Raw genomic sequence first — 14,118 nt, 5'->3', positions numbered from 1 at the left:
TTGCTGTGACCGCGCGTAGCGAGGTGTGGCGAACGCGTCGCGTCCGTGCAGGTGAGCGACGCGACCGGCCGGCGAGGCGGAATGGCCGGTCCGGACATTCGGGGCATCGGCCGGCGTGACGCTCGACGCCTGGACGTTTGCCCAGGTGGTGACGCATCTCTCGATGGGGTAGAACATCTACATCCCGACTCGGTCGTGACCATTCTCACATCCGTTTGTGACCAAAGGTGACGCACATCACTCTTGCTCGATCCCGCGATCCGGTGCCCCGAGACTTGATAGGTCAGAACATGCTGCTTCCGATGTCGCCCACCGACTCGATGTTCCTGCTAGCCGAATCCCGCGAACACCCGATGCACGTCGGGGGGCTCGTGCTCCTCGAGCCTCCCGAGGGCGGTGATGCCGGGGACGTGCGCGCGATGCTCGACGCCGCCCTCGAACGCAACCTGGTCGCCCCGCGGCTGCGGCGCCGCCCCCGGCGCTCGGTGACCACCCTCGGGCAGTGGGGGTGGGAGACCGACGACGACCTCGATCTCGCGCACCACGTGCAACACGACGCGCTGCCGCGGCCGGGTGGCATGCGGGAGCTGATGGATCTGGTGTCCCGCCTGCATGCCGGCCTGCTGGACCGCAGTCGTCCGCTGTGGGAGATGCACCTGATCGAGGGGCTCGCCGACGGCAGGTTCGCCGTGTACATGAAGATCCACCACGCCCTGGCCGACGGGGTGTCCGCGATGCGCATGCTGCGACGGGCGCTCAGTGAGGATCCCGAGGCTCGGGAGATGTCCGCGCCGTGGGAGCCGGGTGCGCCGCGCCTCGGATCGGCGGAGCCCGCGTCGACCGTCGGCGCGTCGGACATCGCCGGTGCCGCGGTCCGGGCGGCGCGGGACGTGGTCGGGGAAGTGGCCGGACTGGTGCCTGCATTGGCCGACACGGTCGATCGCGCGCTGCACGGTCGCGGAGGCGCGTTGTCGTTGGCCGCGCCGTCGTCGCTGCTCAACGTGCCGATCGGGGGTGCGCGCCGCTTCGCGGCGGGCTCGTGGCAGCTCGAACGCCTCCGGCTGGTGGCCAAGTGCGCCGACGCGACGATCAACGACGTGGTGCTCGCCATGTGCTCGGGTGCGCTGCGCACGTTCCTCGCGGGGGTGGATGCCCTGCCCCTCGAGCCGCTGCTGGCGATGGTCCCGGTCTCGCTGCGCGATCAGCGGCGGACCGGCGGCGAGGGGAACGAAATCGGTCTGCTGACCTGCAATCTCGGCACGAACCTGTCCGACGCCGGCGACCGGCTCGACACCGTGCGGACGTCGATGCGCGAGGGCAAGGAGACGATGCGGGCCCGGAGCGCCACCCAGATCCGTGCGATGAGTGCGCTCGGGGTTGCGCCGCTGGCGATGGGGATCGTGCTCGGGCGGGGCCTTCCGATCCGGTCGGCGAACGTGATGATTTCCAACGTGCCGGGCCCGCGTGCGCCGCTGTACTGGAACGGGGCGCGGATGACCGCGCTCTATCCGCTGTCCATCCCGGTGGACGGCCAGGCGCTGAACATCACCTGCACGAGTACGGACGAGGAGATCGCGTTCGGTCTCACCAGCTGCCGGCGCAGCCTGCCGGAGTTGGCGCCGATGCTCGGCCATCTCGACGACGAGCTCGCCTCGCTCGAGCGAGTGGTGGGTCTGTGAATCAGAAAGGTATTGCTGCACAGATGAATTCATCCGATGTCGGCGCGGCCGACGAGCGAGTGGCGGGCCCGGGGATGCGGGCGGCGACACCACTCGCGCACCGCTCGGCCATGAGCACCGCCGAGATCAAGGCCAGGATCGAGGCGATGTTCGAGGACCGCCCGCGCCGGTAGAGGCCGCCGGGTGCGCGTCCGGGAGTTCGCCACCCGTGGCGCCTCCACTAGGCTGATTCCCCGTGCTGTCCGTAGTTCCGCGCCCGGTGACCGTCCGGGCGCCGTCGAAGGTGAACCTCCACCTGGGAGTCGGTGACCTGCGCGAGGACGGCTATCACGAGCTGACCTCGGTGTTCCAGGCGCTGTCGCTCAGTGACGACGTCGTGCTCGCCGACGCCGACGGGCTGTCGGTGCAGGTGCGGGGCGAGGACGCCGCGTCGGTGCCGACCGATCGGACGAACCTCGTGTGGCGGGCGGCGGAACTGCTCGCCGAGCGTGCGGGCCGGGCCGCGGACGTCGCGATCACCATCGTCAAGGGTGTGCCGGTGGCCGGCGGCATGGCGGGCGGCAGTGCCGACGCGGCGGCCACCCTCGTCGGACTCAACGAGCTGTGGCGGCTCGGCCTCGGCCGCGACGAGCTGTTCACGCTCGGCGCGGAGCTCGGCAGCGACGTCCCGTTCACTCTGCACGGTATGACCGCGCTCGGGACCGGACGTGGGGAGAAGTTGCTTCCTGTCCTGTCCCGCAACAGCTTTCACTGGGTTCTCGCGCTCGCAAAGGGTGGACTGAGCACTCCGGCGGTGTTCCGTGAACTCGACCGTCTCCGCGCTGCGGGCAGCCCGCCGCGGATCGGCGGCGCGGAGGGCCTGATCCAGGCGCTCGCCTCGGGTGACGCCAATCAGCTCGCACCGCTGCTCGGCAACGACCTGCAGCCCGCCGCGCTCTCCCTCAAACCGGAACTGCGGCGCACCCTGCGTGCGGGGACCACTGCAGGGGCGTTGGCCGGCATCGTCTCCGGGTCCGGACCGACCTGTGCATTCCTGTGCGCCGACTCCGACTCGGCGGTCGCCGTCGGGGCGGAACTGGCCGGGGCGGGCGTGTGCCGCACCGTGCGGGTGGCCCACGGCCCGGTGCCGGGTGCGCACATTGTCGACGTCGAGAACGATCACCGGGGAACGGAACGCTGATGGCCAATCTGATCAACCTGGAGCAGGTGTCGAAGTCGTTCGGCATCAAGCCGCTGCTCGACTCCGTGTCCCTCGGCGTGCAGGAGGGCGAACGGATCGGTGTCGTCGGCCTCAACGGCGGCGGCAAGACCACGATGCTCGAGGTGCTCGCCGGCCTCGAGGAACCCGACTCCGGCCGGGTCAGCCGGGTCGGTGGCCTGCGCATGGCCGTGGTCACCCAGCGGGGTGTCCTCCCGGCCGGTGCCACTGTCTCCGACGTGGTGCTCGCCCCGCTCGGGCTGGCCGAGCACGAGTGGGCGGGTGATGCGCGGATCCGTTCCATCCTCGCCGGTATCGGCATCGACTCCGTCGGCCTCGACCGCGGCGTCGAGGGCCTCTCCGGCGGGGAGCGGCGGCGCGTCGCCCTGGCGGCGGCGCTGGTGCAGGACCTGGACCTGCTGGTCCTCGACGAACCCACCAACCACCTCGACGTCGAGGGCGTGCAGTGGCTGGCCGAACACCTGCTGGGCCGTCGCAGCGCGCTGGTGGTCGTCACCCACGACCGCTGGTTCCTCGACACCGTCGCCACCCGCACCTGGGAGGTCGTCGGCGGCAAGGTCGAGAGCTACGACGGCGGCTACAACGACTGGATCTTCGCGCGCGCCGAGCGGGCCCGGCAGGCCGACGCCGCCGAGGAACGCAGGCAGAACCTGGCCCGCAAGGAGCTCGCGTGGCTGCGTCGCGGCCCTCAGGCCCGCACCTCGAAGCCCCGCTACCGGGTCGAGGCGGCGGAGGCCCTGATCGCGAACGTCCCACCGCCGCGGGACTCCGTCGCGCTGGCGTCGTTCGCCAAGCGGCGGCTCGGCCGCGTCGTCATCGAACTCGAGGACGTCCGCCTCGAAACGCCCGACGGCCGGGAACTCGTCCACGACCTGACCTGGCGGCTCGCGCCGGGCGAGCGGGTGGGTCTGGTCGGTGTGAACGGTTCGGGCAAGACGACGCTGCTGCGTACCCTCGCCGGCGAGCTCGAACCCGCCACGGGTCGGCGCATCCAGGGGCAGACCGTCAAGATCGGGTGGCTGCGCCAGGAACTCGACGACCTGCCGACGGACATGCGGGTGCTCGAGGCGGTCAAGGACGTCGCGGAGCGAATCGTGCTGGGGGACAAGGAGATGTCCGCCGGTCAGCTCGCCGAGCGACTCGGCTTCACCCCGGCCCGCCAGCGCACCCCGGTCGGCGACCTGTCCGGCGGTGAGCGGCGTCGGCTGCAGCTGACCCGGGTGCTGATGAGCGAGCCGAACGTGCTGCTGCTCGACGAGCCGACCAACGACCTCGACATCGACACGCTGCAGCAGCTCGAGGACATCCTCGACGGCTGGGCGGGAACGCTGGTGGTGATCAGCCACGACCGCTACCTGGTCGAGCGGATCTGCGACAGCACCTGGGCGCTGTTCGGGGACGGCAAGCTGACGAACCTGCCGGGTGGGATCGAGGAATACCTGAGGCGTCGCGAGGCGGTCGCCGCTGCCGCCACGCCCGGCCCCGCCCCGGTGAGCGGGCCTGCGGCCGCGAGTGTCGGCGAGCCCGTCGCCGTCCGCGACGGTGCCGCGGACCGGGCCGCCCGCAAGGAGCTGAGCCGCATCGAACGGCAGGTCGCCAAGCTGTCCGATCGGGAGGCCGTCCTGCACGAGGCGCTCGCCGCCGCGGCCACCGATCCGCAGGAGCTGCAGAAGCTCGACGCGGAACTGCGGACGGTGGTGGCGGAGAAGGAGACCGCGGAGGAGCGCTGGATGGAGCTGGCCGCCGACCTCGAGTGATCGGTCTCGCGTGCCTGACACCGTGACGTGTTCACCGCCCGGCGGGGCGGGAAGGCGACTAGGCTGCCTGAAAGATCGGTCTTGTCGTTTCATGGTCCCTGTCATGGAAGGCTCGCGCGATGGATCTCGAGGCTCTCGCTGAGATAACGAAGCTCAAACATCGCTACACGCGCGCGCTGGACACCAAGGATTGGGCACTGTTCCGCGAGACCCTGCTGCCCGACGCGACCGCCACGTACGGCGAGCACCTCCGATTCGAGGACCGGGACGCGTTGTGCTCGTTCATGGAGATCACGCTCGGCCCGCACGTACTGTCCGAACACCTCTGCGGCCAACCGGAAATCGACATCACCGGGGACAGTGCGACCGGGACGTGGGTTCTCGCGGACACGGTCATCTTCCCCGAGGACGGAATGCTGTTGCGTGGTGCGGCTTTCTACCACGACCGATACGCCCGCGACGACGGCGGCCAGTGGCGGATCGCGCACACCGGGTACGAGCGGACGTACGAGATCGTGGTGTCCTTGTCCGACCTGCCGAGCCTGCAGTTGATCTCGAACCGGTGGGCGATGGCGATCACCCCACAACCCGAGGCCGAGTCGTCCGCCTGATCCGCCTGATCCGCCGACTGCCCACCTGCCTCCATCCCCACCCGGGCGACGCGCCGGTGGGTGCACACTCGATGCCATGATCCGTGAGTTGGTTGCCCGCGCCGCCCTCAACCCGCTGCCGTCGTTGCGGTCCGTCCGCGCCCGCGTCCGGCCGGGGCCGGACCGTGTCAGCGGCCGCACGGTCCTGATCACCGGCGCGTCCTCCGGGGTCGGGGAGGCGGCCGCGACGGCGTTCGCCGCGCTGGGGGCCGAGGTGATCCTGGTGGCCCGCGGCGCCGGCGACCTCGCCGTGGTTCGCGACCGGATCCGGGCCGACGGCGGGGTCGCGCACAGCATCGCGTGTGACCTCACGGATCCGGACGCCGTCGCGGCACTGGTGGCGACCGTCGCCGCCGACCACGGACCGCTCGACGTGCTGATCAACAACGCCGGACGCTCCATCCGCCGCCCCGTCGTCGACACCGTGGACCGATTCCACGACTACGAGCGGACGATGGCGCTCAACTACTTCGGCCCGGTGCGGCTGACGCTGGCGGTGCTGCCCGGAATGCTCGACCGCGGGTGCGGGCACATCGTCAATGTCGCGACGTGGGGTGTGCCCGGCGGGGTGATGCCGAAGTTCGCCGCCTACCACGCGTCGAAGGCGGCCATCGGGGCGTTCGGCCGCGATCTGGGCGCCGAGATCGCCGGGCGCGGTGTCGCGGTCACCACGGTGCACTTCCCGCTGATCCGCACCCCGATGATCACCCCGACCAGGGACTACGACGCGATGCCTGCCCTGACCCCTGAACGGGCGGCCGGCTGGCTGGTCGAGGCGGTCCGGACCCGCCCGGTGGAACTGCTGCCCGGCTACGCCGAACTGCTGCGCCACCTCGGTGCGGTGTCGCCCACGTTCGCGGACTCCCTCGTCCGCCGCGCCGGGATCTGAGCGTCGGTCAGGGGGCGGACCGGGCGACCCCCGCGCGGCGCTGGACCCGCAGCCACACCGCGAACCCCCACAGCACGAAGGCGCCGTACACGAGGTAGAGGATCGCGGACGGGTAGTACCCGGCCACGAACAGCTGCGGCACCCCGACGGCGTCGACGGCGATCCAGATCAGCCAGAACTCGGTCCACCCGCGCGCCATGCCGTAGGTGGCGAGCAGCGACCCGGTGAAGATCCACGCCTCCGGCCAAGGCCCGTAGGACCCGATGCGTTCGAAGATCTGCGCGAAGACGACGGTCCCGCAGATCATCGCCGCGACCAGAAGAAACCGGTCGCGGCGCGGCGCCCAGTGCGGCAGCACCGCCTCGCCGGACGCATGCCGGGACCGCAACCACTGGGTCCAGCCGTACACGCTGACGGAGATGAACATCAGCTGCCGTCCGGCCTGTCCGTACAGGTTCAGCTCCTGCGGGGTGTGGAACAGCGCACCCATGAACACCGTGAACAGCAGTGCATTTCCCGCGATGCCGACGGGCCACGCCCACACCACGCGCTTCATGCCGCCGATCGCGGACGCGATCCCGAACCCGTTGCCGATGATCTCGCGCCACAGGATGGTGGCGTCCCCGATGTGCAGTTCGGCGTCGAACAGGGTCTGCAGCGGGCTCATACGTGCAGCTCTCCCGGATCCCGGGGGGTCAGTCGGCGGTCGCGACGAGCGGTTCCAGGGTCAGCTCCGGGTGCTCCTTCTGGATGTACTGCAGTCGCCACTTGTCGCTGACGAGGGCCAGCATCACACCGTCGGAGCGGGTGAAGACCTCGACGCCGCGCTGGCGGCCGAGCTCGGTGGCGGACTCGGAGTCGGTGCGCCGCGCGAGCTGGTACGGCAGGCCCTCCATCCGCGCCTCGACGTTGAACTCGGCCTTCATCCGGGCCGCGACGACCTCGAACTGCATCGGGCCGACCGCCGCCATCACCGGCGACGCATCGCCGCGGATGTCGTTGCGCAGGATCTGCACGACGCCCTCGGAGTCGAGCTGTTCGACCGCGCGCCGGAACTGCTTGTACTTGCTCGCGCTCTCCGCGCGCAGCACCGAGAAGTGTTCGGGTGCGAACGACGGGATCGGCGGGAACTCGACCTTCTTGTCGGAGAACAGGGTGTGGCCGGGCGCCAGGGCGGTCGCGTTGACGAGGCCGACGACGTCACCGGGGTAGGCGCTGTCCACGGTCGAGCGTTCCCGGCCGAACACGGTCTGCGCGTACTTCGTCGCGAACGGCTTCCCGGTCTGTGCGTGTGTGACGACCATGCCGCGTTCGAAGACCCCGGAGACGACGCGCATGAACGCCAGCCGGTCGCGGTGTGCTGTGTCCATGCCGGCCTGCACCTTGAACACGACCGCGCTGAACGGGTCGGTCACCGCGCGCGCGGCGCCTGCCACGTCGTCGCGCGCACCCGGCGGCGGCGCGAGCGCGACCAGGGTGTCGAGGATCTGCCGGACGCCGAAGTTCAGCATCGCGGACGCGAAGATCACCGGAGACGTCTGTCCGGCGAGGAACATCTCCTGGTCGTGGTCCTGGCCGGACGCCGAGAGCAGTTCGCTCTCCTCGACCGCCGTCTCCCAGGCGTCCCCGTCTCGTTCTGCGGCCCCGTCGGCGTCGAGGATCTCCTCGGGCGCGATCTTCGCGCCGCCGGCCGTACGGGTGAAACGGACGTATTCGCGGGGGGCGCCGTCCTCGCCGCGGCGCAGCAGGCCGCGGAAGTCACCGGCGATGCCCACCGGCCAGTACAGCGGCGTCGGGGTCAGGCCGATCCGCTCCTGGATCTCGTCGAGCAGTTCCAGCGGCGACTGGCCGGGCCGGTCCCACTTGTTGATGACCGTCACCACCGGGATACCGCGGTGGCGGCACACCTGGAACAGCTTCAGGGTCTGCGGCTCGAGGCCCTTCGCCGCGTCGATCAGCATGACCGCGGCGTCGACGGCGGTGAGGACCCGGTAGGTGTCCTCGGAGAAGTCGGAGTGACCGGGGGTGTCGACGAGGTTTACGACGTTCGGTTCCTCGTCCGGATCGGTCTCCGGGGACTTGTAGTTGAACTGCAGCGCGGTGGAGCTGACGGAGATGCCACGGGCCTTCTCCATCTCCATCCAGTCGGACACCGTCGACTTGCGGCCGGCCTTGCCGTGCACGGCGCCGGCCTCCGCGATCATCTTCGCGTGCAGCGCGAGCGCCTCGGTGAGCGTCGACTTGCCCGCGTCGGGGTGGGAGATGACGGCGAAGGTGCGCCGTCTCCCGGCCTCCCCGGCGAGTGCCCGGACCGACTTGTCGGCGGTGCCGACCTCGGGGACGTCGGCGGTGCCGACTTCGGGGTCGGTGGCGGCGGTCGTCGATGCGGGATCGGTGGTCACCGGGGAGTTTCCTTTGCTGACGGACTTCGGTCTGCTCACCAGGCGTGGGAGCAGTGGCGATACGCCGGTAGTCCAGATTACCCGCCGCGGGATCGCCCGATTCGACACGCTCCTCCGAACCGCGGGCGCATGCTTTGCGTGTAACACCACGACAGGTGTGGCGCGTAACACAACGGCGGCAATCGAGGGATATTACGTATAGCGGCCCGGTGAGGAGAACGCGATGAGCAGATTCACCGACGAGATGTACGAGGCGTCCGCGACCAGCATTCGAGGGGTGGTCACCGGCGAACCTGGGGTGCCGCTGCGGCAGACCTGGGACCAGATCCACGACATCGCCCGCCGCATCGCGGGCGGACTCGCCGCCGTCGGGGTCGGTCCCGGTGACTCGGTCGGAGTGCTGGCGGGGTTGCCCGTCGACGTCGCGCCGACGTGCCAGGCCGTCTGGATGCGCCGTGCCGCGCTGACGATGCTGCACCAGCCGACCCCGCGGACCGACCTCGAGGCGTGGGCCCGCGACACCGAGGTCGTGGTGGCGATGATCGGCGCGCACGCCGTGGTGCTCGGGGAGCCGTTCGGAGCCGCTGCCCCCCTGCTCGCGGCGCGTGGCATCACCGTCGTGACGGTCGACGAGTTGAGAGGTGGCTCCGCGGTGGATCCGCTGGACGCCCTCGAATCCGATATTGCCTTGCAGCAGTTGACTTCCGGCTCCACCGGGTCGCCGAAGGCCGTGCGGATCACGCACGCGAATTTCTACTCCAACGCCAACGCGATGCTCAACCGGCTCAAGATCGATGTCACCACCGACGTGATGATCAGTTGGCTACCGCTGTTCCACGACATGGGGATGGTCGGGTTCCTGACGCTGCCCATGCAGATGGGCGCCGAGATCGTCTGCGTCACTCCACTCGACTTCCTGCACAACCCGCTGCTGTGGGCAGAGTTGATGGACAAGTATCGCGGAACTGTCACCGCCGCACCGAATTTCGCGTACTCGCTGCTGGCCCGTCGGCTCGAGCAGGCGCCGGACGGGGCATACGACCTGTCGACGATGCGGTGCCTGATCAACGGTGCCGAACCCATCGACGCCGACACGATGCTCGCACTCGCGGCGGCGGGAAAGCGGTTCGGCCTCGACCAGGCGGCCCTCGCGCCGACCTACGGGATGGCGGAGGTGACGCTTGCGGTGTCGTTGCCCTCACCCGGCCGGGGGCTGGTCCTCGATCTGGTCGATCCGGACCTGCTCGAGGCGATGCAGCATGCCGTGCCGTCCACCAAGCACAATGCGCGCAAGATGGTCACCCTCGGCAAGATGGTGCCCGACCTCGAGGGACGCGTGGTCGACGAGGAACGCCGGGAACTCAGCGCCCGCAACGTCGGGGTCATCGAGGTCCGCGGCAAGCCCGTCACGCCCGGCTACCTCACCGTCGACGGACCTCGTCCCGCGCAGGACGAGGACGGCTGGCTCGACACCGGCGACGTCGGTTACTTCACCGAGGACGGGCTCGTGGTGGTGTGCGGCAGGGTCAAGGACGTCATCATCATGGGCGGCCGCAACATCTACCCGACCGACATCGAACGGGCCGCGCTCACGGTCCGGGGCGTCCGGCCCGGCAACGCGGTCGCGGTCCGGCTCGAGGCCGGGCAGAAACGAGAGTCGTTCGCTGTCGCTGTCGAGACCAACGCGATCGACGACCCGGCCGAGGTGCATCGCATCGAACACGCCGTGGCGCACGCGGTGTTCACAGAGGTCGGGGTGCGGCCGCGCACGGTCGCGGTCCTCGGCCCCGGCAGCATCCCGAAGACCTCGTCCGGAAAGCTGCGCCGCACCCACTCGGCGGCGCTGCTGCGCTGACACCGCGCGGGTGTGGGGTGCGCCCTCCGCCGGCCAACCCCACACCCGGCAGCGGGATCAGCGCACGTCCCGCAGTTCCCGTCGCAGGATCTTGCCGGTGACCGTCTTCGGCAGTTCGCCGACGAACTCCACCTGGCGCGGATACTTGTAGGCGGCCATCTGTTCCTTGCAGTACGCGATGATCTCGTCCGGTTCCACCGACGCGCCGGGCTGGAGGGAGACGTAGGCCTTGACCGTCTCGCCGCGGTAGTCGTCCGGCACACCGACGACGGCGGCCTCCCGGACAGCGGGATGTGCGTAGAGCACGTCCTCGACCTCCCGCGGCCACACCTTGTACCCCGAGGCGTTGATCATGTCCTTCTTGCGATCGACGACGTAGAACCACCCGTCGGCGTCCATGAATCCGACGTCGCCGGTCTTCAGTTCGCCGTTCGGGATCGACTCGGCGGTCTTGTCGGGCTTGTTCCAGTACCCCTTCACCACCTGGGGTCCGGAGGTGACGAACTCGCCGACCTCGCCGACCGGGACGTCCTCGCCGTCCTCACCGACGACCCGCACGACCGTGTTGAACACGGGGACGCCGACCGACAGGGCGCCCGAGGTCGGGTCGACGGGGGCGCGGACACCGAGCGGGACGCCGTGGGAGGGCGACGATGTCTCGGTGAGGCCGTAGATGTTGTGGATGTAGGCGCCGAACACCTTCTCGAGCCGGTCCGCCATGGCGGGCGCGATCGGGGCGCCGCCCGAGTAGAGCACGCGCAGACTCTGGAAGTCCTCGGGTGTGGCACCGGGGGCGGTGGACAGTGCGTTGTACGCGGTGATCGCCGCGACGGTGAACGCCGGCTTCCATTCGCGGATCGCGTCGAGTGCCACCTCCGGGGTGAACCGGTGCGTGAGCGTCAGCGGTGCCCGCGCCGACATCGCGACCATGATGTGCCCGACGAGCCCGGTGATGTGGAACAGCGGGGCGATGCCGAGCACCCCCTCGCCGGGGGCGAGCCCGGTCCAGTCCCGGTAGGTCTGCGCGTTGAATGCCAGGTTTCCGTGGGTGTTCATGGCGCCCTTGGGTTCTCCGGTCGTCCCCGAGGTGTAGGTGAGCACGGCGACGTCGTCGGACGTCAGTGCTGGTGCGGGCGGTGGGGTGCCGTCGTACGACGCGACGGTCTCGACGAGGTCGCGGGTGCCCTCGCTGCGATGCCGGTCGGCCGAATCGAACAGGCGCGGATCGTTCCGTGTCTGGAAGTCGAGCGCGGACGTCGTGTACACCGTCCGCACCGAAGTCTTCCCGGTCTCGAGCACCGTTGCGGCGACGTCGCGGTACAGGTCGTCGAGGGTGAGGAGAGCCGTTGCCCCGGAATCGATCAGCATGTACGTCAGTTCCCGCTGGCGGTTCATCGGGTTGATCGCGACCGCGACGCCGCCCGCCTTCCAGGCCGCGACGAGGCCGATCGCATAGGAGGGGTTGTTCTGCACGTACACCGCGAGTCGCTCCCCCGCGGCGAACCCGTCCGCGACCAGTGCTGCGGCGAGCGCGTCCGCGGCCCGGTCGACGTCGGCGAAGGTCAGCGTCGCGTCGAAGTAGTGCAGGAAGGGCCGATCGGGGTCCGACGCCACCGCCGCGTCGAAGACCTCGAGCGCGGTGGCGTGCTCGGCCTCGATGTCGGAGGGGGTGCCCTCCGGATACCGGGCCAGCCACGGCCGGTCGGTGTAGGTCACTTGATCACCACCGGGTTCACCGGGGCGCCGCTGGCGCGGTGGATCTTCAACGGTGCTGCGACGTAGAAGAACTCGTAGACACCGTCGGCGGCGCAGTCCTCGGCGAGCTTCTCCAGGTCGCAGATCTCGGTGAACGCGATTCCCAGGTTGCGCATGAGTGCGTTGTGCAGCACGAGGGCGACGCCGTTGTGCGGGTCGGTGGTGATTTCGTTGGCGATCGTGTCGGTGACGAGGTTCGGGATCTCCTTGTCCTGGAACCACTGCACCAGCTCGGGGGAGTAGACCAGGCCGGGCTCGCAGAAATCGCCGTAGAAGGCATCCGCATCCTGGAAGAACAGCTCGAGGTGATTGGTGCGGATCAGTATGATGTCGCGCGGCTTGATCTCGATTCCCTGTGCGGCGGCACATTTTTCGAGGTCGGTGTGGTCGAATGTCTCTCCCGCGCACAGATGCTCCACACCCCGGAAGCGGGCCATGTCCAGCAGTACCGCACGGCCGGCGACACCGCGCTGGGCGATCGGCTCGACGCTGGCCTTGTCCAGGCCGCCGACGGTGGTGCGGGCGTCGTACCCGTTGTAGATCCGGCCGTCGTACCAGACGTGACCGAGTGCGTCGTACTGTGTGCTGCCCTGCAGGAATGCGTTGATCTTGTCGTCGGCGTAGTGCAACCCGCCGGGGAACTCGGGGCCCTCGCCGCCCTCGTCCCAGTCGGACTCGTCGAGGATCATCTCCCGGGTCGCCGGGCTGCGGCCGGGCCACACCGGGTCGCCGTTGGGATCCCCGATGAGACGCTGGAGGGTGAACAGGGCGCCCTTCCGGATGAGGCCGACGCCGCTCAGAACCTGTTCGGGGGTCAGGTAGTTCAGGCTGCCGACCTCGTCGTCGGCGCCCCACTTGCCCCAGTTGGACGGGGAGTCGGCGAGAAGTTCGGTGAGATCGGGCGTGGTGGACATCGGCACCTCTTCAGTGAGTCGATCCTGCGGAACTGAACTATCCGATCGATCGTTCGAACGGTTCAGTGAGATCAGGATCACACCGAATCGAGCCGCCGTCAAGGGGGTGGCGGAACGCGAAAATGATTGGCGGTCAGCGGATCTCGATGTTCAGCGAGGCTGAACCTGCATCATCGCCAGCGCGTGACCGGCGTAGTCGCGGGCGACCTCGGCCGGGGTCATCGGTCCGGTGGGGGAGTACCAGTAGGTCAGTGCCATGCACAGGGTCGTCACGGCCCGGGCCGTGCCGCGCGGGTCGGGTGTCGTGAAGGTCCCGTCGGCGGTGGCGGCGACCGCCGCGGCGTCGAGCCGTGCCTGCAGGCGTCGGCGCGCGTCCGCGACGGTGCCGCGGACGGGCTCCTCGAGGCTCCGCATCTCGGTGGCGGTGATGAAGGCCAGGTCCCGGCGGACCGCATGGCACAGGGCGAGCGCTTCGACCATGAGGGCGAACTTCTCGGCCGGGGCCCGCCCCTCGGCATCGGCGGCCGCGACACGCCACTCGATGTCCTCCATCGTCCGCGTCACCAACGTCGCAAGAAGGTGCTGCTTGCTGCGGTGATAGTGGTAGATGCCGGCCACGCTGCTGTCTGCGGCGGTCGCCACCAGGCGCATCGTGGCGCCGTGGTAGCCGAGGTCCGTGAACACCTCGACGGCCGCCCGGAGCGCCGGGTCGAGGTCGAGTGCGGAGAAGTGTCGCCAGTCCGTGTCGCCGGGAGTCGCCGGTCCTCCGATCGGTGCCCGGTCCGGGGGTGGGCTGAGTAGGCGGGCGGAGGGGACGCCGAGGTGTCTGGCGATCTCGTGCAGGCGGTCGATCGTCAGCGCCACCTTCCCGTTCTCGATCGCGCTCATGGTCCCGACGCTCACGCCGACCGCCGAGGCGAGGGCGCGCAGGGTCATGCCGGACTGCTGTCGGGCCCGACGCACGGCGGGCCCGGTCGAGTTCTGTTCGGCCATGCTGA

The 14,118-nt window shown here is 69.7% G+C and carries 12 protein-coding genes; 7 read left to right on the top strand and 5 right to left on the bottom strand.

From position 1 onward, the window contains the following. The first annotated feature begins 290 nt into the window (after positions 1–290). The 6 genes from ACWDUM_RS03065 to ACWDUM_RS03040 all read left to right on the top strand — a co-directional run bounded on the left by ACWDUM_RS03065 (position 291) and on the right by ACWDUM_RS03040 (position 6,194). Entirely contained in the window at positions 291–1,679 is a 1,389-nt protein-coding gene (locus tag ACWDUM_RS03065; RefSeq protein ID WP_450132843.1) for a WS/DGAT/MGAT family O-acyltransferase, read from the top strand. Between the two features lie 23 nt (positions 1,680–1,702). Beyond that, positions 1,703–1,852 (top strand): hypothetical protein, encoded by a 150-nt coding sequence (locus tag ACWDUM_RS03060; protein ID WP_450132842.1) that lies wholly within the window; start codon positions 1,703–1,705, stop codon positions 1,850–1,852. Between the two features lie 62 nt (positions 1,853–1,914). Then, positions 1,915–2,859 (top strand): 4-(cytidine 5'-diphospho)-2-C-methyl-D-erythritol kinase, encoded by a 945-nt coding sequence (locus tag ACWDUM_RS03055; RefSeq protein WP_450114057.1) that lies wholly within the window; start codon positions 1,915–1,917, stop codon positions 2,857–2,859. Continuing rightward, on the top strand, positions 2,859–4,655 hold the full coding sequence (locus tag ACWDUM_RS03050) for an ABC-F family ATP-binding cassette domain-containing protein (protein ID WP_450132841.1): 1,797 nt from the start codon (positions 2,859–2,861) through the stop codon (positions 4,653–4,655). Before ACWDUM_RS03055 ends, ACWDUM_RS03050 begins: the two co-directional genes overlap by 1 nt. A gap of 119 nt (positions 4,656–4,774) precedes the next feature. Then, positions 4,775–5,266 (top strand): nuclear transport factor 2 family protein, encoded by a 492-nt coding sequence (locus ACWDUM_RS03045; protein ID WP_450114059.1) that lies wholly within the window; start codon positions 4,775–4,777, stop codon positions 5,264–5,266. 76 nt (positions 5,267–5,342) lie between these two features. After that, positions 5,343–6,194: an SDR family oxidoreductase gene (locus ACWDUM_RS03040; RefSeq protein ID WP_450132840.1), complete on the top strand. Its 852-nt coding sequence runs from the start codon at positions 5,343–5,345 to the stop codon at positions 6,192–6,194. Between the two features lie 7 nt (positions 6,195–6,201). On the opposite strand, the gene pnuC is transcribed toward ACWDUM_RS03040, so the two are convergent. Together pnuC and ACWDUM_RS03030 are read right to left on the bottom strand one after the other, a co-directional pair. Then, positions 6,202–6,861 (bottom strand): nicotinamide riboside transporter PnuC, encoded by a 660-nt coding sequence (gene pnuC, locus ACWDUM_RS03035; protein ID WP_450132839.1) that lies wholly within the window; start codon positions 6,859–6,861, stop codon positions 6,202–6,204. 28 nt (positions 6,862–6,889) lie between these two features. Continuing rightward, positions 6,890–8,596, bottom strand: coding sequence for a peptide chain release factor 3 (locus tag ACWDUM_RS03030; protein WP_450114062.1), 1,707 nt, complete (start codon positions 8,594–8,596; stop codon positions 6,890–6,892). A gap of 223 nt (positions 8,597–8,819) precedes the next feature. Between ACWDUM_RS03030 and ACWDUM_RS03025 the strand changes: the two genes are divergently transcribed. Then, positions 8,820–10,451, top strand: coding sequence for a fatty acyl-AMP ligase (locus ACWDUM_RS03025; RefSeq protein ID WP_450114063.1), 1,632 nt, complete (start codon positions 8,820–8,822; stop codon positions 10,449–10,451). A 57-nt stretch (positions 10,452–10,508) separates the two neighbouring features. On the opposite strand, the gene ACWDUM_RS03020 is transcribed toward ACWDUM_RS03025, so the two are convergent. The 3 genes from ACWDUM_RS03020 to ACWDUM_RS03010 all read right to left on the bottom strand — a co-directional run bounded on the left by ACWDUM_RS03020 (position 10,509) and on the right by ACWDUM_RS03010 (position 14,113). After that, positions 10,509–12,167, bottom strand: coding sequence for an AMP-binding protein (locus ACWDUM_RS03020; RefSeq protein WP_450132838.1), 1,659 nt, complete (start codon positions 12,165–12,167; stop codon positions 10,509–10,511). Continuing rightward, positions 12,164–13,120, bottom strand: coding sequence for a cyclase family protein (locus ACWDUM_RS03015; protein WP_450132837.1), 957 nt, complete (start codon positions 13,118–13,120; stop codon positions 12,164–12,166). Before ACWDUM_RS03015 ends, ACWDUM_RS03020 begins: the two co-directional genes overlap by 4 nt. Positions 13,121–13,270: 150 nt before the next feature. After that, a complete protein-coding gene (locus ACWDUM_RS03010; protein ID WP_450132836.1) occupies positions 13,271–14,113 on the bottom strand; it encodes a TetR family transcriptional regulator in 843 nt (280 codons plus the stop codon). Positions 14,114–14,118: the final 5 nt, after the last annotated feature.

This window comes from Rhodococcus sp. NPDC003322, assembly GCF_053589555.1.
This window is presented reverse-complemented; position numbering and strand designations above follow the sequence as displayed.

Coding starts and splice junctions, on each gene's coding strand:
- ACWDUM_RS03015 (WP_450132837.1), bottom strand. CDS start 13,120: ATGTCCACCACGCCCGATCTCACCGAACTTCTCGCCGACTCCCCGTCC.
- ACWDUM_RS03050 (WP_450132841.1), top strand. CDS start 2,859: ATGGCCAATCTGATCAACCTGGAGCAGGTGTCGAAGTCGTTCGGCATC.
- ACWDUM_RS03010 (WP_450132836.1), bottom strand. CDS start 14,113: ATGGCCGAACAGAACTCGACCGGGCCCGCCGTGCGTCGGGCCCGACAG.
- ACWDUM_RS03065 (WP_450132843.1), top strand. CDS start 291: ATGCTGCTTCCGATGTCGCCCACCGACTCGATGTTCCTGCTAGCCGAA.
- ACWDUM_RS03040 (WP_450132840.1), top strand. CDS start 5,343: ATGATCCGTGAGTTGGTTGCCCGCGCCGCCCTCAACCCGCTGCCGTCG.
- pnuC (WP_450132839.1), bottom strand. CDS start 6,861: ATGAGCCCGCTGCAGACCCTGTTCGACGCCGAACTGCACATCGGGGAC.
- ACWDUM_RS03025 (WP_450114063.1), top strand. CDS start 8,820: ATGAGCAGATTCACCGACGAGATGTACGAGGCGTCCGCGACCAGCATT.
- ACWDUM_RS03045 (WP_450114059.1), top strand. CDS start 4,775: ATGGATCTCGAGGCTCTCGCTGAGATAACGAAGCTCAAACATCGCTAC.
- ACWDUM_RS03060 (WP_450132842.1), top strand. CDS start 1,703: ATGAATTCATCCGATGTCGGCGCGGCCGACGAGCGAGTGGCGGGCCCG.